Source organism: Nitrospira marina, assembly GCF_059568365.1.
Genome location: NZ_JCANTH010000001.1, coordinates 3,612,844 through 3,636,140 on the forward strand (window position 1 = coordinate 3,612,844; position 23,297 = coordinate 3,636,140).

Genomic DNA, 23,297 nt, shown 5'->3' on the forward strand with positions numbered 1-23,297 from the left:
TACCCAGAGAAATGAATTGAAACTCATAGCGCTCAGGGTCGGCCGCATATCGCTTGCTCGCCATGCTCAAGTCTCCTGGCCCGTCGCGTGGGGACGGCGGGTCTCTTGTCGGGACTTCATTACTCGGGCGCTGATGGTCGCTTTAAAATCCCTGTTTACTGCGGAGAAATAAGAATGATAAAAGGCCCTGAGCCCACGGTCATTCGCCTAGATCGTCTCCGGAGGAATGGTGGCGGTGTGGATCCGCAGAGCGATCCGGCTCTGACGCTCGCATCAATTCGACGATGGAAAGTAGGACGCATACTCGCTGTACCGGACAAAGCCAGTCTTCTCGGTCGCCAGAATTGCCTTGGCCACAGCGGTGGGGATCGGTGTCCAGTAGGCGGGCATCTTCGCCGCAATTTCTGGTTTCAGGGTGTAGAGCAAGGCGAAGTTGGTCAGCCAGAGAGCAGGTGCCATTGACATTCCAACCGTCGTGCTCACGCCGTCTTTGGTGTTGGGCACAAGTTGCCACGGATCCGAGATCTGTTGCGCGTGATTACCATACAAGGCTTCCGCCGTATAGGCCGAACTGTAAAGCTGGGCCAAGGAATCCTTCGCGTCATTGGCGAGGAACCAGGTATTGATATAGCCACACAGGGGCTTCTCAGGGCAGGCAGCGGCCGGCGTTAACAAGACATTCGCTATTCGCGTCGGTGCGATTTGATTGGCCAAACTCATCAGCAGACCATCTTTGTTCACGAAGAGGCCGTAGCTGGCGAGCACCGTTTGCGTTGGGACGCCGTTGACATCAGAAGTCAGCGGGCGCCCATTCGTGTTGGTGAAGATTTGGACGCTCCTGTCCGCCAAAGCTGCGCCCTCCTTGCTGCCCTGGTTTCCCCTGCCCGTGATGAAGTCGCGAAACTGCTCGTCGGTGAGAACATGCTCCCTCTTCAGACCCAACCACCGCGCAATCTCATCGGCGCGCGGTAGCCCGATCGGTACGTTCATCTGACTTGGGTCTGTGGCTTGCGTGGGGGCCAAGTACTCATAGGGTTCCGGTCCAGAAAACGGTATCGAAAACCCGGTGTCCGTCAAGTTCGGAGGCGCAGTCGAGGCACACCCCACAAGGCCCAAGCAGATCAGCAGTCCGACAGCAATCCCGAATCGTCCCATAAACGGTCCTCCATCTCTCCGGCCAGGAATAGGAATGATAAAAGGCTGTGTTAACTGAACCGGAAAGTACCAAAGACCTCGTTAAGGGATCAACCCCGTGTGGTCACACACTCTCCTGTGTTTGAAACAGCCAAATTTTTATACAAGTAACAAGGGAATACCGACAATGTTATCGGAGTTGCCCCGCTCGACCAAGAGCTCACGTTGCACTTTATAAGTTGAATGCAAGCTCCGATTGACAGATCATGGGCTCTTTGGATTCGGCAGCGGTGTTTTGAAGGTTTGTGCGCAGTAGTGGTGGTAGCTGATACGTCTGCTAGCTTATCATAGAATTTGATTATCCACGGAGAACAGGTTATCACTCTGGATATGAAGATTCTGTTGATTAGCGATTACAGCGTACCGAGAGGCGGCAACGAAATCGTCACGCTGGCACTGCGCGACGGTTTGCAAGCACGTGGCCACGACGTTCGCCTATTTTCTAGCCGCGCGCATACCAATGGGCGCAACGATCTGGCCAACTACCACTGTTTTGGGACAGCCTCACCCTTGCGCGCGGCGCTTTGGTGCGGCAACCCGTCGGCCTTCTTCAGTCTGCGTCGCGCATTGGCAGAATTTACACCCGACGTCGTGCACGTGCGATTATTTCTTTCTCAATTGTCGCCATTAATTCTGCCGTTGTTGCGGGACATTCCTGCCATCTATCACGACGGGTGGTACCGAACAGTTTGTCCGATTGGATCAAGAGTCTTGCCCGATGGGAGGGGATGCAATGAACCAGCCGGCTCCGTCTGCTATCAAAACGGTTGTGTGCCCCTCGTTGCCTGGCCGCTCCTGATGACACAACTTCGCCTGTGGCGCTACTGGCGAGACGTATTTGATGTGGTCGTCGCGAACAGCCGATCAGTTGCAAGATGGCTGGAAGTATCCGGCAACACCCCCGTTGAGGTGATCCACAATGGCGTAGTGTCACGTATACGGCGGCGGCCGCTAGAGGATCCGCCGACCATCGCGTTCTCGGGTCGCTTGGCGCACGAGAAGGGAGTCGATGTCCTGCTCGATGCTTTCAAGCTCGTCATTCAGTCTCTGCCACAAACGCAGCTTCTCATTGCTGGGGAGGGACCGGAGAGTCGCCGATTGCGGGAGATCGCAAAACAGCTTGGCGGGAAAATCGACTTTCTCGGACACCAGCCACGCGAGATAATCGAACGCCGTTTTGATGCCGCCTGGGTACAAGTCGTACCCTCGCGCGGCGCGGAGGCATTCGGAAACGCAGCGGCTGAAGCGATGATGCGAGGCACAGCGGTCGTCGTAAGCGGAAGCGGCGGCTTCACTGAGTATGTGAAGCATGAACACACAGGACTTCTCGTACCTCCCGAGGACCCTGCAACCCTCGGCATGGCGCTACTAAAAATTGTCAGCAATCGGGATTACGCCGAATCTCTCGGACTCGCCGCCCGTTGCTTCGCGCTCAAGGCGTTCGACCAGAGCCTATTTCTCGATCGTTTCGTGGCCATCTATGAACAGCTGACCAGGAACCGACCCGCAAAATCGAAAACCCGTACCCGCCATTAATATTCGGTGACGTTCCCGTTCTCCAGGACTGGTGCGATCGCATCGGCACAATCGGCAAGGCAAACCGGTCGGCGTGCACTGGCCGACTGAGTCACCGCAAGGGCCACCCGCGTTGCCTCCCGACCATCAACAAAACTCGCACCTGCCGGTTTTCCCCTTTCAATAGCGTTTAGAAAGCCAATCCACTGATCACGGTACGCGTGAGCATAATACCCTCCTAAAGAAATCGCTCGTGCCGCACGCAGCAATCGACCAGGCACCGACTGCGCCTTCGGCCATATTTTTTTTAACCCCTTGTGCCCCGTCGGATCAAAGACCAGTCCGTCTAGTGCATATCCGGAGATCCGCAACCGGCCGGCGGACCCATAGATGTCAATCTCCAGATTATCAACCGTGCCCTGGCAAAAACCCGCGGTCGCCAATATGCCGTTCTGCAGACGCGCGGTCACCACTGCGGTGACATCATCATGTTCGGCGGAACGGCTCATGACGTGTACAACATCAACCTCACTCCCCGTGAGGAAGCGCCAGAGGTCATAGTAGTGAACGCCCGATTCGATGAGAACGCCACCGCCTGCATGTCTGCGGGTACGCCACACTGGCAGCTTCGCACGCCAGCGAATACCACTGGTAAACACCGTGCGGAGCAACTCGACCGTGCCAAGCCGGCCATCGGCAATCCACTCCTGCGCCTCACGAACCAGTCGATGCCAACGAAGGTGGAACCCGACCGAGGTCGTCACGGGAGAGGATTCAGCCGCTTGTACCAAACGGGCACATTGCTCCAGCGAAAGGGCCATCGGCTTCTCCATGAACACGTGCTTGTTGGCTGCCATGGCTGCCAGCCCGATGACTTCGTGCAGTTCCGGTGGAACGCAGATGGCAACCGCATCGACCGCTGGATCGTGTAATAGATCCCGGTAGTCGTGGTATCGGGCGGGAATGGCATAGCGGTCGGCAACTGCAGTAAGAGCTTCGCGCGTTGTGCCGGCGATAGCCGTCACCCGGGCACCCGGCAGACGTCTCAGCGCGGGAAGGTGAAGCCGTGACGCAACTCCCGAGTACCCGATCACACCTACACCGATAGACATAATGCCTTTCTATCGAAATCGTCCGTTATCCCTAATCCTTTGACTAACGACGCTCGCGTTAGTATTTTTGGGATTGCTGCTGCTATCATCAATGCTTTCTTCAATACGATTAGTCTATCCCTCCTGGGATCTATGGGGCATTACGCATGAACCGGCAACCTGAACACGGACCACTCGTAGTCCTCGCATTGGACGCCGGCGACGCCGGGTTGATCGAGCAATGGGCTGATGAGGGGCACCTGCCAACTATTAAGGGATTGCTTGACGGTGGGGTGCAAAGCCGACTCACTGGCCCCGAGCTTATCAGCGAAAACGGGATCTGGGTCTCCCTGTTTTCCGGCCTGTCGCGGGCCCAACACGGATATTACTACTGGCGTCCGCTCAAGCCGGGCACCTATGAGCTGGAACTCTCCAACCAGCGGGTCGACAGCGCAGTGCCCTTCTGGGGACACTTGCGCCCTACAGGAATGCGAGTTGCCGTCGTCGATGTGCCGGAAACGCATTGTACAGCAGGAGTGGCCGGCGTACAGGTAGCCAACTGGGCACCACACAACGCACGCTTCGCGGGGTATTCGGTCCCGGCGTCGCTGTTCGCTGATTTGAAGAGCCGATTCGGATCGCCCCTCGGTGTGGAAGAACAAGTCGGAAGCACGTTGGATGAGGATGTACACATCTACAAGGGCCTGTTGAAGCAGATCGAACAGAAAGCGGCTATCTGTCATCATCTGCTGTCCCGTGATCGATTTGATCTGGTTGTCCTCGGGTTTCACGAATCCCACATTGCTGGTCATCAATTCTGGAAGTATTCCGATCGATCCAGCGTGCCTGTGAACAGTGGAGGTCGCCTGACGCATGCGACGCGCGATGTCTATCAAGCGATCGACAAGGTATTTGGTGACCTGCTTGAACAATTACCCAAGAATAGCACGGCCGTCGTCGTGTCGAATATGGGGTTACAGGAGGACTACCCCAACCTCGAACTGACGCAGGCATTCTGCCGCCAACTCGGCTACCACCGGATGCAACAGCATTCGAACTCATGGCCCGGAATTCCTCGACTAGCCCGGCGCATGATACCGCAATCCTGGCAACGAGCCATCAGCGACATCCTGCCGGACGCCTTTCATGGCCGAATGCTGTCCCGGGAATGGCTCGGGGGTACTGACTGGTCAGCAACTACTGTGTTCCCGATCCCGGCCTATTTTCTCGGATTCCTGCGCGTCAATCTTCGCGGTCGGGAACCGCAGGGCGTCGTTGAGCCAGGCCCGGAGTATCGACAATTGTTGGAACGAATCGAAACGGACCTGAAGCGTCTGATCGATCCGGAAACCGGCAGGCCTGCAATCAGGTATATTGCCCGCACAGTCGATCACTACAATACCGGACCGCATGAATCTCTGCCGGATATCTTCTTCGACTGGGCACCCACACCCTACCCGAAACGGCGCATCGAACATCCACGCACAATCCTCGAACAGAAAGACATGTTCTTTAATCGGGACACCCGACACAACCTCTGTGGATTTTTCGCAGCCGCTGGACCAGGCATTACCACCCAGGGACAAATTCTCAAGTTGTCCGTGCTTGATGTCGCACCGACCTGTCTGCGCCTGATGGGCCAGATGGTTCCCGAGTCCATGCAGGGCACCGTTGCTTCGGACATACTCGCCTAGGTGCCTACCGCCTTCCGGCTTGGAATAAAAGAGTCACGACCCTCGCCATACATCCGATCCCTTCATCAATGGCAGCAGGAGCGCTCCCATGATCGGCGGTCGTCAGCACCGGTACATCAGACGAGCTGCAGGCCATTGGTGACATCAACTTCCATCGAAAAGTGGTTTCAAATCCCACGGATGAACTCTTAGACAGAACAACCTCTTTCGCTAAACCAATTCGGTTCCGTGCATGCGCGCGAAGAGTTCCCAATCAAAAGGCTTGGGTGCCACGGCATGCAGAGGAATGGGCTGAATGGTTCCTGGATCGCGGTAGGCTAACATGCAGCCGATGACTTGTTCCGGTTGTTCGATCAACCGCCGGATGGCCTCGTAGGCGAAGAGTTGGGCCATGGTTTTGTCGACGGGAGTCGGGAAGGCGCCTCGCAGGGTATGGCCAAGAATGGTGGCCTTGGTCGCCACCGAAAGAGGGTAGTGCCCGGATCGGGTTTGCAAATGCGTCCATTGGGAAATCCTATTCCCGAAATAATCCACCAGGCCATGGACTCCCCCTTCAGGATGATACTGGTGCGGGGTGCGTTCGGCCACGATAATAATATGGCTTTTGTTCCGGACGCCCAACGTCTGTTTCAGCGTGCCCAGAACCACCTCCTCAATATAGGCATTCGGATCAGGATGTTCATTGACCAACAGGCCTTCAGCTCGTGCCTGGTAGGCACACATAAGCGCCAGGTGCCCGGATCCTGCCCCCATGACCTCCACAAAAAACACACTGCCCATGGCCGCGCTGGTTGCTTTCAGCGACTCGATGGATTGGTTGGCCAGGGCGACAGCCGATTGGACCCCGAGTGAAGTGGTCCCGGCGATATTGTCGTCGATCGAACCGGGAATCCCCACGACCTGGATGCCGAACCGTTCATAGATGGCGCGAGCCCCACGCATACTTCCATCACCTCCCATCACGATGAGCGCCCCATCCTTCATGAATGGCTTGAGATGATGAATGGCGGCTAGTTGGACCTCCTCATCTTTAAAATCTTCAAACCGGCTACTGCCAATCGGGCTGCTGGCATGATTGCTCATGCCACGTGTGTCCTGTTCCGTCACCAACTCAATCCAATTATTTGCCAAACCCAGAAATCCGTGTTGGACGAAATAGACTTCCAGGCCTAATCGATTCCCTGTCACACGGAGTTCCTTCAACGCTGCACCGGCTCCGGCAAAATCCCCACCGGAGACCAGAGCGACAATCCGCCGAATTTGCCGTGGCTTCAGTGTCACCTTCTCCCGGCGGCTCTGTTCCACGCTCATCCAGGCCTCGCGGACGGCTCGTTCACGTTCAGAAAGACCGACCGCCGTGGAGTAGCCCGATAATTGCCCATGCTCATAGGTGAGGAGGACGACGTTGTCCTGTCCTTCCTTATAGGCTCCAAATTCGGAAAAGGCCTCATTGAACGGCCGGGGGTCGAGAAAAATTAAGAGCGCTCGTAGAGTTGAGCTGTGCGTATATAAACACAGCACTTTTCCCTGGTGACTCTGGCCTAATTGATGGAACCCATCGACCAACTCCACATACAGTTCAAAGAAGGAGTGGCCTCCCGGATAACTGTACAGCGGATGCTTAATCAGACGTTGGGCCGTCTTCGTGTCGACCCCAAAGGCTTTGGCGGCTTCTTCAATCTCAATTGTTTTCTCAATACCGGTGGCCCATCCAAAGTCTTGTGATTCCAATGCCCATTCCGTGATGGGCTCGGTGGTCCCGGCATTCTCGGGAGACAGGATGGAGACGACCCGTTCAAAAAGCTGTCGGGTATTGGGGCTTTGACTCACCATATGAACAAATGATTTCGCATCCAGGTAGTTGTCGAGCTGAAGGAAATCCAGTTGTTTTCCGACCAGGCCCAAGGTCCGGACCAGGGCGGTTCCGATGGCGTCAGCCTTGGGAATTCCCCGCTCGGCATCAAGGACATTCTTCAACCGTCGCCCCACACGGAACTTCTTACTATCCATCCGGGAGACGCCGTGCCGCATCGTGAAAAACAGCGTGCGGGCACTTAAATCCCTCGGCATCAACCAATAGCGGTCATCGCCGATATCGAGGACAATCCGACCCTCAGCCAGATTGGGCGTCATATGCTCGCGCGGGACGATCGCCACCGGTCGACGTCGGATGGGTTTATTCGTAGCCCCGATTGGTGCCCGGAATAACGGAGAAAGCTCGCCCTGAGCGAGCAGTTGATTCCATGCCGCGAAAAACACCAACTCATCTCCACCGCAGGCCTGCTGAATCAGCGCCTGCCTTGCCCCTCTGTAGGCCGCAGCATTGGCAAACCCTTTTTGGGCATCCCGGACAAACAGTCGTAGGGCGGCCATGGCCTCCAACACGCGTTGCGGACGATCTTCCAAGGAAGCTAACGGGGGATGAGGCTCTGCTCCCTCTACCGGCGGTCGCCTGGCAATGACCTCGCCATAGGTTAGCAGCCCATTAATTGTGACAAATTCCAGAGTCTCGGCTTCCGCTTTCATCTATTCACCTCTTCCAATCCTTCAGCGATTCTTGATCTCATATAAATCTTGTCCCATCATCATAATATTATCCCACCTGATCGACAACACAAGTCCTCGCCATAGACGTCTAATCTGTCTCCTGCCGATACGATCATTCTATGCATATAGGTTCTCACGGTGGTGGAAAAGGTCCCCTTTTTTCACTCAACAGGTATGGAGAACCCCCACACCGACCGACCCTGGTCAGTGATCGACCCTGCTAGAGTTTGACGCTAAAGTGGGCTACACTTCATGAGAACCCACAGGGAGGTGGGATATTTTCTGCGCCAAACAGCATTCCATCAACACGAGTACCTCCAATCCTATGAATCTCAAACAGGAGTTGGGCCTCCCCATCTCCTTGGATGCCTGCGTCTGATGCCGCTCTCACAGTAGGCACGAGTGCCATAGGGTTCTGACGAATTGGAGGATGATGGAATCAAATTCACAATTGACGAGTATTGAAAGCTGATAGGGAACCATTCATGCAAAAGACCAAAATCATCTGCACGATCGGACCGGTGACCGAATCGTATGAAATGTTGCGCAAAATGTACGACGCCGGCATGAACATCGTGCGGTTGAATATGTCCCATGGCACCCACGAATCCCATGCCAAAGTGATCAAACACATTAAGACGCTCAATACCAAGGTCCCCTTTCCTATTCCGATTCTCTTAGATACCCAGGGCCCTGAAATCCGGACAGGAGATTTATCAATAGATCTCAATCTCCAGGAAGGCACGATCGTCTCGATTTCTGCACGGGGGCCGATGGATGTGGAAGAAAGCTCCATTCACATCAACTATGCCGATTTAATGGAATCCGTGAATGTCGGAGATAAGATTACCGTGGATAATGGGTTGATCAATTTTGAAGTCCTTGAAAAACAGGATCGCCTCATGCAGTGCCGGGTCCTTGATGGGGGGGTCTTGAAAAGCAAACGCCATGTCAATTTACCTGGGATCCGCGTCAATCTCCCGGCGATTACGCAAAAGGACGAAAAGGATATTGCCTTTGGTTTAGCCGCCGATGTGGATTTCATTGCTCTGTCCTTTGTTCGGGAAGCGAAGGATATCCAACAATTGAAACAGTTGATGGGGCCCAAAGTGGGGAGGGTGAAAATTATTGCCAAAATTGAAGATCAGGAAGGGGTTCGCAATCTGGAGGATATTATCCGGGAATCGGATGGCATTATGGTGGCTCGCGGAGATTTGGGGGCAGAAATCAACCTGGAGGATCTGCCGAATGTGCAGCGCAGAATTGTGCGACTCTGCGCGGAATCCGGCAAGCGCGTGATCGTGGCAACCCATCTCCTGGAATCGATGATCCATAATCCCATCCCCACGCGTGCCGAGGTCACGGACGTAGCGAATGCCATTTATGAGGAAGTCGACGGAGTGATGTTATCCGGAGAAACCACGGTCGGAAAATATCCATTGAAATGCATCGAGTATCTGCGAAAAATCTCCATCAAAACCGAAGCCATTCCAGGGTTGCAGTTTGCGAAACAGTTAAAGCTGACGACAGAAAAACAACAATTAGCTACCGCTGCAGTCCAACTCGCGGAAGGACTACACGCCAAAGGGATTGTCGTGATCACCCGACGAGGTATCATGGCGGATTTGGTCTCGAATTGTCGTCCCTTTTCCACGAACATTTATGCTTTCACGAACGGGAGTCAATCCCGTCGAACGATGACGCTCAATAGAGGCGTCTACCCCTTTCGGATCGACTTTAGTTCAGACCCGGAGAAAACGTTACAAACCGCATTTCGGATTTTAAAAACCCGTGAACATTTTCAAATAGGAGACAAGGTCGTGATTATCTCAGACGTGTTGGCTCAAGAGCGGGTCGATGGGATTCAAATCCGAGCCATTCCCTAAGGCAGGCCATTTAGTCACCCCAACCACCTGTCAGGAATTTCGATTCAGATGGTCCCCTCACTGACACGTTCCTTTTGGGAAGGCTTCAAAGAAAAGCCGATACTTTTATCTGAACCGGGCCGGGGGAGAGGAGCTAGATTCTTCGGATAGCCAGAAGAATCATGGAAATAAGCCAGGCGAAAAAGACGATATTGATGAAAAATCCTTCCATACTATTCTTATCGGCTTATCAGCTCCTAAAGTTAAGTTTTTTCTTGTTCTCTGAGATTCTTGCTTCATTTTGCACTCCTTCTCGCCATTTTAGCTCAAAAAGCCATTAGGACATTTGACCATACACCACACAAGAGGTGTTCTTTGGCGTTGGAGACGTTGTTCCATCTCGATGGAGAAGGGTGAGAAGACACCCTATCAGGTGAGCACAAACTATGACGTCGGTGAAGACAGGGTCTTCTGCCTGGAAGGCTGAACCGGAAGGGATACGATACGATCTAGGAGCGTATCCGCCAGCTGTCGTTTCGGCATTCGCGGGATATGGTGCGGGGCGGCACCCGGCGTGAGCACATACACCTCATTGGTATCATTTCCAAAAGCAGACTGCTCTCCGCCGACGTGATTCACAATCAGCATATCCAGATGTTTGCCGGCAAGCTTGGCCTGTCCATGCTCAATAAGATGATCCGTTTCAGCCGCAAAGCCAATCAGGCGTTGATGTGTACGCTGGGCGGAAAGTGCCATTAAAATATCCGGGGTCCGTTCCAAATCCAATCCTTCGCCCTGCCATTGGTTCTTTTTTACCTTCTGTGCATGCGCCTGTTTGGGGCGAAAATCTCCCACGGCAGCGGTCATCAAGAGCGTGGTTGCCCATTCAAATCGCGCAGTGAGCGCTTGTAACATGTCTTCTGCGGTAACTACCGGAATCACGGTCACGTTCTTCGGAGCCCCTAACTGGGTGGGACCCGTCACTAAGACGACCTCGGCCCCACGTGCGGCGGCTGCCTCGGCCAAGGCAAACCCCATTTTTCCCGATGACCCGTTACTGATAAATCGCACGGGATCAATGGGTTCCTGAGTAGGTCCTGCCGATATCAAGACACGCTCCGCTTGCCAATCCGTTCGGCGACGCAACAGGTCAACCGCGGTCGACATGATGCTTTCCTCCGCAGCTAAACGCCCCTGTCCCCATTCTCCCGAGGCCAAGGCCCCGACTTCCGGCTCGACCAGGACGACCCCTCGATGACGGAGGGTCTGAGCATGGGCTTGGACCGCCGGATGAGCCCACATTTCTCCATCCATCGCCGGACAAATCATCACCGGACATTGAACGGTGAGCGAAAGGGTTCCGAGCAAATTGTCGGCTAATCCCAGCGCCAATTTGGCTAACGTGTTCGCAGTACAGGGAGCCACGACCAACAAATCGGCTTGTTCCGTTAAGGATAGGTGCTTCATGTCCTGATGGCCCGCAAAGACATCACTTGCCACCGGATTCTGTGACAGCACTTCAAATGTCAGGGGAGCAATAAACCGGATGGCTGAATCCGTCATGACCACATGTACGCTGGCACCGGCTTGTGTCAACAGACGTAGGAGTCCGACCGCCTTATAGGCCGCAATACTTCCCGTCACTCCCAGAATAATCCGCTTGCCTGCTAACCCGGTGCTCATCTTCTGCAGTCTTTCGCCAAATGCTTTCAACTATGCTTCTTCAGGTTCGACCACCGTGCCAAGATGTTGAGCCGTGTCATCAATATACACACTCAATTCTTTTTTGATCTCTTGCGCGTTTTCATCCGGCTGTGCGTAAAGCGCCGGATCAATGGGACGTTCATTCGCGCGTTTGGCATTTTTAATGGCCTCTTTGGCTTCCTGGCCAATTAAATACGGAACCTGCCCGTTGAGCACTTCTTCCAGGGCTCTTGAGGTGTCTTTCGAAAATTTACTGGCTCCATACGGCTCTCCACCCCGAACCAATTGTTTGGCCCGCTGGGCGGCAATCAGCACAATCCGATACCGCGAATCAAATTCTTTTTGGTGATGTTGGGGTAGTAACGATAATGCTTCCATTGAATATCCTCTTTCCTTTCTGTGAAAAACACACGTTCCTGTTGATTCTACACAAATCAATCCCCTCAATGCAGCAATTACCGAAACACATGCGCGGCATCGATATGGATGGTTCGAACACGTTCAGCCATAATGACGGATTGGAGTTCCTCGATGGCCTGTTCCAAGGTTTCATTACGAATCGTATATTGGTATTCCGAATAGCTCCGCATCTCATCCTGGGATTTTTGAAACCGACGCTCCTGCTCGTCCGTTGTATCCGTCGCTCGTTCGACCAGACGGGTCCGAAGCACCTCTAATGAAGGAGGCAGAATAAACACGGTCACGGCTTTTTGAAGCGTTTTCATGACCTGCCGCGCACCCTGGACATCGATATCCAACAAGATATCCGTGTTCGATCCGGACTCCTGCTCCAACTCCTTCCATGGCGTTCCGTATAATCGTCCATAGACTTCAGCATATTCAGCAAATGCGTGCTCGGAAATTTTTGTGTGAAACTCTGTTTCCGAAATAAACTTGTACTCCTTGCCATCCGTCTCGCCTGACCGTGGCTTTCGCGTGGTGTACGAAACCGAAAGGCGAATGTCGGGAATTGTCTTCAAAATGTGCCGGCAGAGCGTTGACTTCCCCACTCCAGAAGGACCTGATACGACAAATAACAATTTTTTTCCCGTGACTCCCACCGTTCCTCCGACGTTATGACATCGATTGATTATTCAATATTTTGGACCTGTTCACGGATTTTTTCTAAATCACTCTTTAACTCCACAACCTGCCCGGAGATCTCGGAGTCGTTCGCCTTTGATCCAATGGTATTGACTTCCCTGCCCATTTCTTGGAGAAGAAAATCAAGCCGCTTGCCCACAGGGCCTTTGGATTTGAGTGTGGAACGAAATTGTGTCACATGACTTTCCAACCGTGTTAATTCTTCCGTCACGTCTGAGCGTTCTGCCAACATGGCTATTTCTTGAGCAATTCGATCGTCGTGTACCCGCTCCCCCTCTAATAACTTGGCGACACGAGCTTTCAAACGATCCGCGGACACCTGCAGTGCAGAAGGAATGCGTTGCTGAACCACATGAAGCCGGTCCTCGACTATCTGAACACGCTGCAAGAGATCTTTTTGTAAGGCAGAACCTTCTTTCTTTCGCATTTTTTCTAAATCGGTCAAGGCACGCTGGACTAACCCCTCAACGACCTTCGGAACATCCTTAATTACCAGGGGCTCCTCCCTGGTGGAAAATAGATCCCGAAACCCTGCCACCACATTCACATCCACCGTTCCACTCAGCTTGAATTCCCGTTGCATTTCCCGCAACCCTTGAATATACCGCTTCGCCATGGCGTGATCTAATTGGACAATCTTCGTGCCTCCAGATCCTCCACCATTCATGGTCACGGTCAATTCAATGCGACCACGCTCGCAGGTACGCTTGACTTGCTCTTTCAGTTCCAACTCCATATGAGACAGAGACTTAGGCAGACGCACCATCAACTCGCAAAATCGATGATTCACCGATCGCACTTCAACCCCCACCATGGTTCCCTGACAAAGCGATTCTCGTTTTCCAAAACCGGTCATACTTTTCATGTTGGCTTTCGTTTTCCTTCCCATCCACAGTCTGAATCAAGCACACAATGATCACACTTGGGCGTTCGGGCCAAACACACATATCGCCCATGAAGCAGGAGGCGCTGAGCCCCGTTCGTCCATTGCGATGTGGGTAAGAGGCGTTGAAGATCCTCTTCAATTTTGGTCGGGTCTTGGCTTCTCGTCAATCCGAGGCGATTGGCTACCCGCTTCACATGAGTATCGACCACAATGGCAGGCTCTCCCACAGAGCTCCCCAAAATGACATTGGCTGTTTTTCGTCCAACGCCGGGCAGGGTAGTTAAGTCCTTCATCGTTCCAGGCACCATTCCGTGAAAACACTGCACCAGAGCTTGGCCGCACCCAATGAGATGACGCGCTTTAGTTTTGTAAAATCCCGTTGTCCGAATAAGCGCTTCTAATTCGGCTGGATCCGCACTGGCATAATCCTGTGCCGTGCGATAGCGGGCAAACAGGTTCGGAGTCACCTGGTTGACTCTCTGGTCTGTGCATTGGGCCGAAAGAATTGTGGCGACTAACAACTCAAGCCGGTTGGAGGAATCTAATTCTACTCTCACGTCAGGAACGGATTGATCCAAGGCGGCAAGGATCCGACGTACCCGCTTTTTCGCTTCTACCGGCGATTCCATCGGAGATCGTGCTGTTTTGAGACGACTCATCGGTGACGCAAGACCCCTCATGGAAAGGTCTCGGCTGGAGCCGGAAGAGTATAGAGAGGCATCTCCTGACACTTCCCCGTCCTGCCATCTTTTGCCTGAAGGCCACGAAGCAAGGACGTGAGTTCTTGTTGAATCATAAGAAGTGACGCATCTTGTAACGCCGATCCCCCCATTCCTCCATATCGCTGACAGAGGAGTTGCAGGTCTTCTTCCACCATTAGATCGGCTTTATTAAAAAAACGCAGGCATGGAATGTTTTCAATCCCTAATTCCTTTAATATATTGTCTACCGCAATGATGTGCTGCCCGGGATCGGGGACATGAGCATCTATCACGTGGAGCAACACATCGGCCTTCTGCAATTCCAGCAAGGTGGTCTGAAATGCCGCCATGAGGTCTTTTGGCAAATCCCGGATGAATCCAACGGTATCTGTCAAAATGACGTCGCCTAATCCAGGTAAATACCAGCGGCGATTGACCGTATCAAGTGTCTCAAACACACGATCTTTTACAGAGACTTGGCTCTTTGTCAACGCATTTAACAGAGTCGACTTCCCCACATTGGTATAGCCAATAATGGATATAATCGGAAGTCCTCGCTTCATGCGCATTTTTCGTTGTTCCTGACGACCATGTGCCATAGACTCCAAGTCCCGCTCCAAACGTTGAATGCGCTCGCGGGCTCGACGTCGATCCGTTTCCAACTTGGTTTCTCCAGGCCCTCGTGTGCCAATTCCTCCCGCTAACCGGGAAAGAGCCGTACTGGATTGGGCAAGTCGTGGTAGCAGATACCGCAGCTGAGCCAATTCAACTTGAATTTTTCCAATGGTGGAATGGGCCCGCTGTGCAAAAATATCGAGAATCACTTGTGAGCGGTCCAAGACCCGCAGATCCGTGATTTCCGAAATACCCCGTACCTGAGCCGGGGTTAAATCTTGGTCAAAAATCAAGGTATCGGCACCGGATTGGAGCGCTCGAATCGCCAACTCTTTCATCTTTCCCGAACCGACGACAAACTTCGGATGGATCGCTCCCAACCGTTGAGTGATACACCCTAAAACTTCCACGTCCTGGGCACGCACCAATTCTTGTAATTCCTGGAGACGCCCTTCTTCAGAAGCGGCATTCCCCGTGCTGACACTAACCAGGAGCGCCCTGCCCTCCCGAACACCTTCTCGTAAACCTGGATTCGAGCGAACAATTTCTTGCTCCAATGATTGAATAAATTGCTGGCAATCCAACTGAAACGAGTGAAAGGCACAAGGCGGCAACTCCACCGTGGTTCGGCCCTTGATGGGGTTCGAAAGAATGTGCGCCACATAAGCATCCCGAAGGCTCCCATCTTTTCCCACACCAAGCGCCATAATTAAATCCAATCGAAGAAGAGCCAGATCGGTCAAATCATCCTGGGTCAGGGGTTGATTATTGAGGTGGGTGTGGACTAAACGAACCCCTCGCAATAACCGAAGGCCCGACCGGGTCCGCGAAAGATGGGGAATAACTAATTCGTGATGGTCACCGATTAAAACCGATTCAATTTGGCCTTGTCGATTGACCAAAAGCCCAATTTGCCGTCTCGTCTCATAGGTGAGTTCGGCACATTCCCGAGCCACCTCCGGGGTCACAACTTTTTCTGGAGGGATCCGTCGACGATAGAGACGCTCCATTCGGCTAATGTGATTAGCCTTTAACCCATGAAGATTACCGAGAACAACAGGAATGATTCTTCTCCTTTTGCGATATCATCTGATTCATTGAGAAGGAAGTCCAGCCATCGAAGACTCATCGTATTTACATTGCAACGTTGAAAGCGCATCCACATCCCATGTTGCTCTCTCCTTGCGTTTAAGTTTTTCCAACCCCGCAGCTGCAATCATGGCACCATTGTCTGTGCAGAGCGCACGTGGAGGGAGGGTCACATGCAGCCCAAATGTGCGAGCGCGCTCCTCAAGCCTCAGGCGAAGACGAGAGTTTGCAGCCACTCCTCCCACGACAGAGATCCCTTTCACTTCATATTGACGGGCAGCGCGACAAAGTTTGTCTACCAGCACATCCACAATAGCCTCCTGGTAACTGGCCGCGATATCAGCGACGGGCAATGGGGAATTCCCCTTTTGTTGTTCATCCCGCACGAAATATCGAAGTGCGGTTTTCAGCCCACTGAAACTGAAATTAAAATTTTGGCTTTGAAGAGTTGGGCGGGGGAATGATACATATTGTGCATTTCCCTGTTGGCCAAGCCGGTCAATTGCCGGACCACCCGGATAAGGAAGCCCAAGCATTTTGGCCCCTTTATCAAACGCTTCTCCTGCTGCATCATCCATCGTCCATCCAATGAACTGATATTCTCCACGATGAGGAACCAATGCCAAATGCGTGTGCCCACCGGATGCAATCAAGACCATGGCCGGGGTTGGGAAATTTGGATTCGATAACCATGCGGACGCCAAATGCCCCTCCAAATGATTCACTGCCACCAAGGGAATTTTGGTGGCAAACGCCAGAGCTTTGGCAAAATTTACTCCAACGAGTAAGGCCCCTACCAATCCTGGACGATTGGTGACCGCTATTCCCGTTAATTGGGAAAGAGAAACATTGGCCAGACCCAAAGCTTCCCTTGTCAAAAGTTCCAGACATTCCATATGACGCCGGGAAGCCAATTCCGGGACGACTCCCCCGTAACGGGCATGCACCTCAACCTGAGAATCCAAAATATTGGAAAGGATATGACCTTCGCCATCCAACACAGCCACGGCCGTTTCATCACAGGAAGTTTCAATTCCTAAAATCACTTAAGAGTCCTTTTCAGCAACAAAATTCATTTGTCAAAAAACAACAAAACCCCCAGGACTCGCGGTCCTGAGGGTTTCATCTAGGATTTGACCATCCCTATATCCAATCAGACACTCGCTAACACCTCTTCTTCAATGAAATTTGGAGTCTGATCGGTCAGGACAACCTTAATCTTTTTGGCATCCTTAAACCGCCCCTTAATCAGTTCTTCAGAGAGAGGATCTCCCAGTCGGCGTTGAATAGTCCGGCGAAGGGGACGGGCACCGTATTGTTGTTCAAACCCTTCGTCAATCAACCACTGTTTCACCTCGTCAGTGACATCTAAAAATACTCCTCTTTCCACAAGACGAGAATTAAGTTCTCCAATAAGAATATCAACGATACTCACCAAATGTTCTTTCGTCAGTTGGTGGAAGACAACTAATTCATCGATACGATTTAAAAATTCAGGACTGAAATGCCGCTTTAACTCGGCAAGGACTTCACCTCGCATACGTGAAGTATGCTCAGCCTCTACATCACGCTGGAACCCAAGGGATACACCCTTTTGAATGAATCGAGTCCCCAAATTTGAGGTCATCACCAAAATGGTATTTTTAAAGTCCACTTTCCGACCTAAACTATCCGTCAATACTCCGTCATCAAGTACCTGCAACAACACATTAAAAATATCTGGATGGGCCTTTTCAATTTCATCAAATAAGACAACTGAATAGGGACGACGTCTTACTTTCTCCGTCAATTGTCCACCTTCCTCATACCCCACGTAACCCGGAGGGGCTCCAAACAGCCGTGAACTGGTAAATTTTTCCTGGTACTCTGACATGTCTACTCGGATTAACGCATCATCAGTATTGAACAAGAATTCTGCTAATGCGCGAGCCAACTCCGTCTTACCTACCCCGGTCGGTCCAAGGAAAATAAACGAACCAATGGGTTTTTTGGCATCTTTCAAACCAGCCCGCGACCGACGAATGGACCGACAGACGGCGGATATGGCCTCTTCCTGTCCTATAATACGTTTGTGAAGGTAATCCTCCATGTGTAACAATTTTTCAGTTTCTTCTTCTTCAAGTTTAAAGAGAGGGATCCCAGTCATTTTAGAAATGACATACGCCACATCCTCGCCTGAGATAACCGGTTTATTTTTCTCTTGCTTTTTCTTCCAATCACGCTTGGAATCATCTAATAATTTACGGAATCGCTCTTCCTCTTCGCGAAATTTCACGGCTTCCTCAAAATTTTGAAGCCCGATTGCCACTTCTTTTTCACGAGCGACTCTTTTGAGTTCCTGTTCCAGCGACTTCAACTCAGGGGGGAGAGCATATGTTAGCAGCTTTGCTCGCGAACCGGTTTCATCGATAAGGTCAATAGCCTTATCAGGTAAAAACCTGTCAGTGATATACCGTTCACTCAGTTTCACGGCCTCTTCAACCGCCTCATCCGTAATTTCAACTCCATGATGCTCTTCATATCGATCACGAAGCCCCTGAATGATTTGCACAGTCTCCTCTACTGAAGGAGGCTGAACATAAATAGGCTGAAACCGCCGCTTGAGAGCCCCGTCCTTTTCAATATGTTTTCGATATTCATCCAGAGTCGTTGCACCAATGCATTGAATTTCCCCACGGGACAAGGCCGGCTTTAACATATTCGCAGCATCAATGGACCCTTCAGCAGCACCCGCACCGACTAACGTGTGAAGTTCATCAATAAAGAGAATAATATTCCCAGCTTGGGAAATTTCTTTCATCACTACCTTGAGACGTTCCTCAAATTGTCCACGATATTTTGTTCCTGCTACCAAGGAACCAAGGTCCAAGGCAATGACCCTACGATTCAATAAATTGTCTGGAACATCCAGGCCAATGATACGCTGAGCCAGCCCTTCCACAATGGCTGTTTTTCCCACACCGGATTCACCAATTAATGCCGGGTTATTTTTTGTTCGACGGCTGAGGATTTGAAGAACCCTTTGAATTTCATCTGAACGTCCAATTACAGGGTCTAGCGTTCCCTCCTGAGCCAATTGCGTTAAATCCCTACCAAATTCATCTAGCGCAGGTGTGCTACTCTTTTTATCTCGCTCCCGGGTTCCTGATTTTCGAAGAAATGTGACAGTCAATTGCCGAGCCGTTAAAAGATTGGCCCCTAAACTACGAAGAACTTTCCCCCCAATTCCTTCTTCCTCACGAAGCAGGCCTAGAAGGAGATGTTCGCTCCCGATATGGTTGTGCCCCAGCAGTCTGGCCTCCTCAACACCATACTCAATCACCTTCTTCACTCTGGGACTAAATGGGATTTCACCGAACGTAACCGTTGTCCCGCCCCCGGGCAGGTTCCGTTCTATTTCCAGGCGGATTTGTTCCGGCGAGAGACCCATTTTTTTGATGATCATCAAGGCTATGCCGTCTGACTCTCGGAGAATCGCGAGAACCAAATGCTCAGTACCCAGATAATCGTTTTGGTGCCGTTCCGCTTCTTCTCTGGCAAGGATGATGATTTTTCTACCACGATCCGTGAATCGTTCGAACATTGGACCTCCTCTAGCCGATTATTCGCGAAACTTTTCGCTCACACATTCGTCTATTATCGTCTATTATCCACAAAGAAATTCGAGAAAAATTCACAATTTCAGTCTATCCGTGATCCCTCAAAACTGTCAAGTCAGAAGCTAGAAATGAGAGACCTCAGCAATAGAAATGATAGTTTAGTCTACCAATCAAAATAGACTAAGAAAAGCCTCTTGTCACACATAGATAAAATTGCCGACGCCATCCTCGAAAATCTCCTCGCTTGCTATCAGATCAGCGAAGACACTACCATCCTGACGCCTGGCAACACCATTCCCTAATTTAAGCTCATGTCTACCTTTCAGACCATCGGGATCATCACCAAACCTAACGCCCCTAACATTCTGAAGGAGGTTTCCCATCTCCGTGATTGGTTGGTGGCACATCACAAAACCGTCATTCTTGATTCTACTCAAGGATTTCCTACTTCGGATAGTCCCACACGTATTCAGATTGCCCAGGAAGCCGACCTCCTTATTGTATTGGGTGGCGATGGCACGATGTTAAGCGGAGCACGGCTTGTTGAACAACGAGGAATTCCCATCCTGGGAGTCAATATGGGAGGTCTGGGTTTCCTCACTGAAATCAATTTCGACGATCTCCCCACAGCCTTAGAAAAAGTATTCGTAGGGGAATGGCGCCTGGATAAACGCCTGATGCTAAAAGTCGAGCTACAACGCGGTGACCAAATTCTCTGCACCTACTCAGCCTTAAACGACGTGGTAATCAGTAAAGGCCATTTAGCGAGAATGATCGCCACTAAAATATGGGTGAATCACGCATTTATGACAAACTTGCGTGGTGATGGACTGATCGTCGCTACCCCGACGGGATCGACCGCTTACTCCCTTTCGGCAAAGGGTCCGATTTTAGATCCACGGCTGGAAGTATTGCTGATCAATCCAATTTGCCCGCACACCTTTTCCCACCGCCCCTTCCTCGCCCCTGGTGATGTGCCGATTACCATTGAACTGACAAGTCAGGAACCAGCCATGGCGACCATAGATGGCCAAGTGGGAGTGGAAATGTTAACTGGTGATCTTGTGCAAGTGCGAGCCTCAGACCACCGCACGCATCTTATTCGTTTTCCAGAGCGAAGCTACTTTGAGGTATTACGTACAAAATTAAAGTGGGGGGATGGGTGACTCCGGCCTTCAAGACTCTCTACAACCAACACGACCAATTTTATTGACTATCCCATTGGCTAGATAGCCTGGCAAATCTGAAATTTCAATTAATTTATTCATCAAGACAGTCTGCCCGTACTTAATCAAAGAAAAATAAACGATTGAATTAAAAAAAAAGGAAAGAAAACGGAAAATGCCCAGTCAAGCAGTCTGCAGGGAAGGCTCTACTTTCAATAGAGACTTATGGTGCACACTCAGGACATTCTTTCCGCTCGACAGGGGCATAAAATTCAGATGCGGTGAGAGGAAAAACTTGATCGCACGTTTCGCAATACCGAATTTCAAAAAAAGGCACGCCCTCCTCGTTGATCTCGCACGGCAACAATAAATCAATGGGGTCGAATCCTAGGGATTTTTCATCGGGAAACTTGACCACTGCAAGCCGAACGTTAAAAAATTCAAATACCCCTTCCTTGCCCTTATACCGATCTTCATGACCCATCACATACACGGGCTGACCTTTACGTTTAATCCGAAGATCCTTTAAGGTTCGCTCGGTCTCAGATGCACAAAAAAAGTCTTGAGCTGGGTTTGGCTCGCTCATTCTGGCAAAATCTCTCTATCAAATGTATTCATCAGACTGATCCTTCCGCTAATTGCTGGACCAGCTTGTAGCATGGCCCCAAAAAGGAGGTCAAGGCTGATGGAATTGACAGACCAATCACAAAGGAGACGTATGTATGGCTGACATCCTCATTTATCACAAACCAACCTGCTCCACCTGCCGACAGGTCATCAAATTAGTGGAGGAAAGCGGGCAACCCTTTACGACCATAAACTATTACGAAAAAAATTTTTCTAAATCCACGCTTAAAGGGCTACTCAAAAAAGCGGGGATTAAATCGTCAGAAATTATCCGTAAAAAGGAAGAGATATACAAAAAGCTGAACTTACAAGACTCAGAATTCACCGATGATGAACTATTAGACATCCTCATCAAACACCCGGATCTCATCCAGCGTCCTCTGGTCCAAAAAGGGGATCAAGTAATCCTCGCCCGCCCTCCGGAAACCGTCACCAAAATTCTTTAACCAAATCTTCCCGTGAGAATTGAGGCGAACCACTAGTCAAAATGGCCGCTGGATAGAATCTGAGGCCGTACTGCCGAAATAGTCGGTTTTGAGAAACTGGTAGGCTTCGATAATACGCCGCAGTTCCGGCTCGGAACTGCGGTCGCCTTGCCGAATATCAGGATGTATCTTCTTCGCCCGCTCTCGAAAGGCTCGAGTCACCACTGGCAAAGGACTTCCGAATTCAACACCCAGCACTTCATAGGCTTGGACAGACGAACGAATTTCCCCACGAACAGAAGTGGGCTCTCCCTCACCTCCGCCGCCGCCAGCAGCCTTGAAAAAATTAAAGAGATTGATCTTGTGCCTTCGACGCCGAGGACGCTGCCTGATCTCACTTTCAAACTCTTCAAACCGGTCTTCAATAAATTCTAAGCGCGATTCCAAGCGCTGGGCCGTAGTCAATTCGGTAATATCCTCCAACTCCCCCTCCACCAGCCCCAACATATGATCAACCTCAATCAACCCTTGCTCAACATGCAAATAGGCCTCTGTCCGCTCTTGAAACATCGTTTCAATAGCAAAATCCAAGCTTTGCTCAGATTGATCACGAAGCTTAGCAATCCGCCGACTCATGCCAGCCACAAATTTCCGACGATTGTGTTCATTTAACGCCATAAAGCCAACGCTCAAGAAAAATTTGGGGCTAATTGTACCATAACTGGCCACCATGGAAGGATGTTTGTTATGACTTACAAGTGAAGCTCCCAATTGAAAATAGGTAATAAATAGCTGAGATTGCCCCCCAGCTTGATGATTGGTATCCTGATGACCTTTGTGAACCCTTGAAAAGCTTAAGATATAAGGAACATGAGTTATCTCCCAAGTATTTAACTTTTTTTAGTTTCCCCAAATCTTATTGAAGGAGGGTTTCATGAATCACTGCCTGCTTATTTTGGGAAGTAGCTTTATTCTCTCCATCATCCTTACGCCAACAGCCTGGTCAGTCAACCCTGCCGGCTATGGCAGCGCAGGTGGTGAATTCAACATCAAAATCTCCAGGGTCCCCTCGAATGAGATAGCCAAAGCCAAATCGACGAAACCTCCCATTGAGCCCACGTCGGAAATCCTTGCCGAAGGAAAAGAAATCTTTCTGGGACGTGGAGGCTGTATTAGTTGTCATGGGGCCGAAGGAAAAGGAGATGGGCCGGCCGCAAAAAACCTTCCCATTCAACCGAGAAATTTTACCAACCCGAAGTTTAACACCTATCGAACACCGGGTGAAATGATGTGGGTCCTCAAAAACGGAAGCATGGGACAGACAGGCCGGGTCCCCGGAACGGGAATGCTTCCAGTTGTCCAGCCCAAGGGTTTCATTTCGGAGGAAGATGGATGGAAGGTGTTGCTGTATGAACGAAGCCTCGGAGAACAACAACCATAATACTTCTTTTTCCTAACGAAATAATTACTTCGGA

General features: G+C 51.2%; 19 protein-coding genes. 6 read left to right on the forward strand and 13 right to left on the reverse strand.

What is annotated here, in order from left to right:
- Nucleotides 1-273: 273 nt before the first annotated feature.
- A complete protein-coding gene (locus LX98_RS15400) occupies nt 274-990 on the reverse strand; it encodes a hypothetical protein (protein ID WP_496429745.1) in 717 nt (238 codons plus the stop codon).
- A gap of 534 nt (nt 991-1,524) precedes the next feature.
- On the opposite strand from LX98_RS15400, the gene LX98_RS15405 reads away from it, so the two are divergent.
- Nucleotides 1,525-2,730 carry a glycosyltransferase gene (locus LX98_RS15405; protein ID WP_496429746.1) on the forward strand — a complete coding sequence of 402 codons (1,206 nt, stop codon included), beginning with the start codon at nt 1,525-1,527 and terminating at the stop codon, nt 2,728-2,730.
- Here the strand turns inward: LX98_RS15405 and LX98_RS15410 are convergent.
- A complete protein-coding gene (locus LX98_RS15410) occupies nt 2,727-3,821 on the reverse strand; it encodes a Gfo/Idh/MocA family oxidoreductase (RefSeq protein ID WP_496429747.1) in 1,095 nt (364 codons plus the stop codon). The two genes, LX98_RS15405 and LX98_RS15410, sit on opposite strands and share 4 nt — an antisense overlap.
- Nucleotides 3,822-3,967: 146 nt before the next feature.
- Here LX98_RS15410 and LX98_RS15415 point away from each other — a divergent pair, with 146 nt between their 5' ends.
- A complete protein-coding gene (locus LX98_RS15415) occupies nt 3,968-5,494 on the forward strand; it encodes an alkaline phosphatase family protein (protein WP_496429748.1) in 1,527 nt (508 codons plus the stop codon).
- A gap of 210 nt (nt 5,495-5,704) precedes the next feature.
- On the opposite strand, the gene LX98_RS15420 is transcribed toward LX98_RS15415, so the two are convergent.
- Nucleotides 5,705-8,020 carry a 6-phosphofructokinase gene (locus LX98_RS15420; protein ID WP_496429749.1) on the reverse strand — a complete coding sequence of 772 codons (2,316 nt, stop codon included), beginning with the start codon at nt 8,018-8,020 and terminating at the stop codon, nt 5,705-5,707.
- 482 nt (nt 8,021-8,502) lie between these two features.
- Between LX98_RS15420 and pyk the strand changes: the two genes are divergently transcribed.
- Nucleotides 8,503-9,927, forward strand: a complete 1,425-nt coding sequence (gene pyk, locus LX98_RS15425; protein ID WP_496429750.1) for a pyruvate kinase — start codon at nt 8,503-8,505, stop codon at nt 9,925-9,927.
- Between the two features lie 423 nt (nt 9,928-10,350).
- On the opposite strand, the gene coaBC is transcribed toward pyk, so the two are convergent.
- The 8 genes from coaBC to LX98_RS15465 all read right to left on the reverse strand — a co-directional run bounded on the left by coaBC (nt 10,351) and on the right by LX98_RS15465 (nt 19,588).
- Complete coding sequence (gene coaBC, locus LX98_RS15430) at nt 10,351-11,589, reverse strand: bifunctional phosphopantothenoylcysteine decarboxylase/phosphopantothenate--cysteine ligase CoaBC (RefSeq protein ID WP_496429751.1); 1,239 nt, start codon at nt 11,587-11,589, stop codon at nt 10,351-10,353.
- Between the two features lie 30 nt (nt 11,590-11,619).
- The gene (gene rpoZ, locus LX98_RS15435) at nt 11,620-11,988 is read right to left on the reverse strand and encodes a DNA-directed RNA polymerase subunit omega (RefSeq protein WP_312646499.1); all 369 of its coding nucleotides are present in this window, start codon (nt 11,986-11,988) and stop codon (nt 11,620-11,622) included.
- Nucleotides 11,989-12,065: 77 nt separating this feature from the next.
- Nucleotides 12,066-12,671 carry a guanylate kinase gene (gmk, locus tag LX98_RS15440; RefSeq protein WP_496429752.1) on the reverse strand — a complete coding sequence of 202 codons (606 nt, stop codon included), beginning with the start codon at nt 12,669-12,671 and terminating at the stop codon, nt 12,066-12,068.
- Nucleotides 12,672-12,700: 29 nt separating this feature from the next.
- On the reverse strand, nt 12,701-13,579 hold the full coding sequence (locus LX98_RS15445; RefSeq protein WP_496429753.1) for a YicC/YloC family endoribonuclease: 879 nt from the start codon (nt 13,577-13,579) through the stop codon (nt 12,701-12,703).
- Nucleotides 13,576-14,259, reverse strand: a complete 684-nt coding sequence (gene nth / locus LX98_RS15450) for an endonuclease III (RefSeq protein ID WP_496429754.1) — start codon at nt 14,257-14,259, stop codon at nt 13,576-13,578. The genes LX98_RS15445 and nth overlap by 4 nt, the downstream gene beginning before the upstream one ends.
- A gap of 17 nt (nt 14,260-14,276) precedes the next feature.
- Nucleotides 14,277-15,926 carry a GTPase HflX gene (gene hflX / locus LX98_RS15455; protein WP_496429755.1) on the reverse strand — a complete coding sequence of 550 codons (1,650 nt, stop codon included), beginning with the start codon at nt 15,924-15,926 and terminating at the stop codon, nt 14,277-14,279.
- 84 nt (nt 15,927-16,010) lie between these two features.
- Nucleotides 16,011-17,051, reverse strand: coding sequence for a tRNA (adenosine(37)-N6)-threonylcarbamoyltransferase complex transferase subunit TsaD (gene tsaD, locus LX98_RS15460; RefSeq protein WP_496429756.1), 1,041 nt, complete (start codon nt 17,049-17,051; stop codon nt 16,011-16,013).
- A gap of 107 nt (nt 17,052-17,158) precedes the next feature.
- Complete coding sequence (locus tag LX98_RS15465; RefSeq protein ID WP_496429757.1) at nt 17,159-19,588, reverse strand: AAA family ATPase; 2,430 nt, start codon at nt 19,586-19,588, stop codon at nt 17,159-17,161.
- A 327-nt stretch (nt 19,589-19,915) separates the two neighbouring features.
- On the opposite strand from LX98_RS15465, the gene LX98_RS15470 reads away from it, so the two are divergent.
- The gene (locus LX98_RS15470; RefSeq protein ID WP_496429758.1) at nt 19,916-20,770 is read left to right on the forward strand and encodes an NAD(+)/NADH kinase; all 855 of its coding nucleotides are present in this window, start codon (nt 19,916-19,918) and stop codon (nt 20,768-20,770) included.
- Nucleotides 20,771-20,993: 223 nt separating this feature from the next.
- Here LX98_RS15470 and LX98_RS15475 read toward each other — a convergent pair whose 3' ends face one another.
- Entirely contained in the window at nt 20,994-21,356 is a 363-nt protein-coding gene (locus LX98_RS15475) for a hypothetical protein (protein WP_312646489.1), read from the reverse strand.
- 136 nt (nt 21,357-21,492) lie between these two features.
- On the opposite strand from LX98_RS15475, the gene arsC reads away from it, so the two are divergent.
- Nucleotides 21,493-21,843: an arsenate reductase (glutaredoxin) gene (gene arsC, locus LX98_RS15480; RefSeq protein WP_496429759.1), complete on the forward strand. Its 351-nt coding sequence runs from the start codon at nt 21,493-21,495 to the stop codon at nt 21,841-21,843.
- Nucleotides 21,844-21,879: 36 nt separating this feature from the next.
- On the opposite strand, the gene LX98_RS15485 is transcribed toward arsC, so the two are convergent.
- A complete protein-coding gene (locus LX98_RS15485) occupies nt 21,880-22,500 on the reverse strand; it encodes a DnaJ domain-containing protein (RefSeq protein ID WP_496429760.1) in 621 nt (206 codons plus the stop codon).
- 256 nt (nt 22,501-22,756) lie between these two features.
- Between LX98_RS15485 and LX98_RS15490 the strand changes: the two genes are divergently transcribed.
- Complete coding sequence (locus tag LX98_RS15490; protein WP_496429761.1) at nt 22,757-23,263, forward strand: c-type cytochrome; 507 nt, start codon at nt 22,757-22,759, stop codon at nt 23,261-23,263.
- Nucleotides 23,264-23,297: the final 34 nt, after the last annotated feature.

Bases quoted from the DNA above. Each gene is read 5' to 3' on its own strand.
- LX98_RS15400 (WP_496429745.1), bottom strand. From the start codon at position 990: ATGAACGTACCGATCGGGCTACCGCGCGCCGATGAGATTGCGCGGTGG.
- LX98_RS15405 (WP_496429746.1), top strand. From the start codon at position 1,525: ATGAAGATTCTGTTGATTAGCGATTACAGCGTACCGAGAGGCGGCAAC.
- LX98_RS15410 (WP_496429747.1), bottom strand. From the start codon at position 3,821: ATGTCTATCGGTGTAGGTGTGATCGGGTACTCGGGAGTTGCGTCACGG.
- LX98_RS15415 (WP_496429748.1), top strand. From the start codon at position 3,968: ATGAACCGGCAACCTGAACACGGACCACTCGTAGTCCTCGCATTGGAC.
- LX98_RS15420 (WP_496429749.1), bottom strand. From the start codon at position 8,020: ATGAAAGCGGAAGCCGAGACTCTGGAATTTGTCACAATTAATGGGCTG.
- coaBC (WP_496429751.1), bottom strand. From the start codon at position 11,589: ATGAGCACCGGGTTAGCAGGCAAGCGGATTATTCTGGGAGTGACGGGA.
- rpoZ (WP_312646499.1), bottom strand. From the start codon at position 11,988: ATGGAAGCATTATCGTTACTACCCCAACATCACCAAAAAGAATTTGAT.
- LX98_RS15445 (WP_496429753.1), bottom strand. From the start codon at position 13,579: ATGAAAAGTATGACCGGTTTTGGAAAACGAGAATCGCTTTGTCAGGGA.
- nth (WP_496429754.1), bottom strand. From the start codon at position 14,259: ATGAGTCGTCTCAAAACAGCACGATCTCCGATGGAATCGCCGGTAGAA.
- hflX (WP_496429755.1), bottom strand. From the start codon at position 15,926: ATGGAGCGTCTCTATCGTCGACGGATCCCTCCAGAAAAAGTTGTGACC.
- LX98_RS15465 (WP_496429757.1), bottom strand. From the start codon at position 19,588: ATGTTCGAACGATTCACGGATCGTGGTAGAAAAATCATCATCCTTGCC.
- LX98_RS15470 (WP_496429758.1), top strand. From the start codon at position 19,916: ATGTCTACCTTTCAGACCATCGGGATCATCACCAAACCTAACGCCCCT.
- LX98_RS15475 (WP_312646489.1), bottom strand. From the start codon at position 21,356: ATGAGCGAGCCAAACCCAGCTCAAGACTTTTTTTGTGCATCTGAGACC.
- arsC (WP_496429759.1), top strand. From the start codon at position 21,493: ATGGCTGACATCCTCATTTATCACAAACCAACCTGCTCCACCTGCCGA.
- LX98_RS15485 (WP_496429760.1), bottom strand. From the start codon at position 22,500: ATGGCGTTAAATGAACACAATCGTCGGAAATTTGTGGCTGGCATGAGT.
- LX98_RS15490 (WP_496429761.1), top strand. From the start codon at position 22,757: ATGAATCACTGCCTGCTTATTTTGGGAAGTAGCTTTATTCTCTCCATC.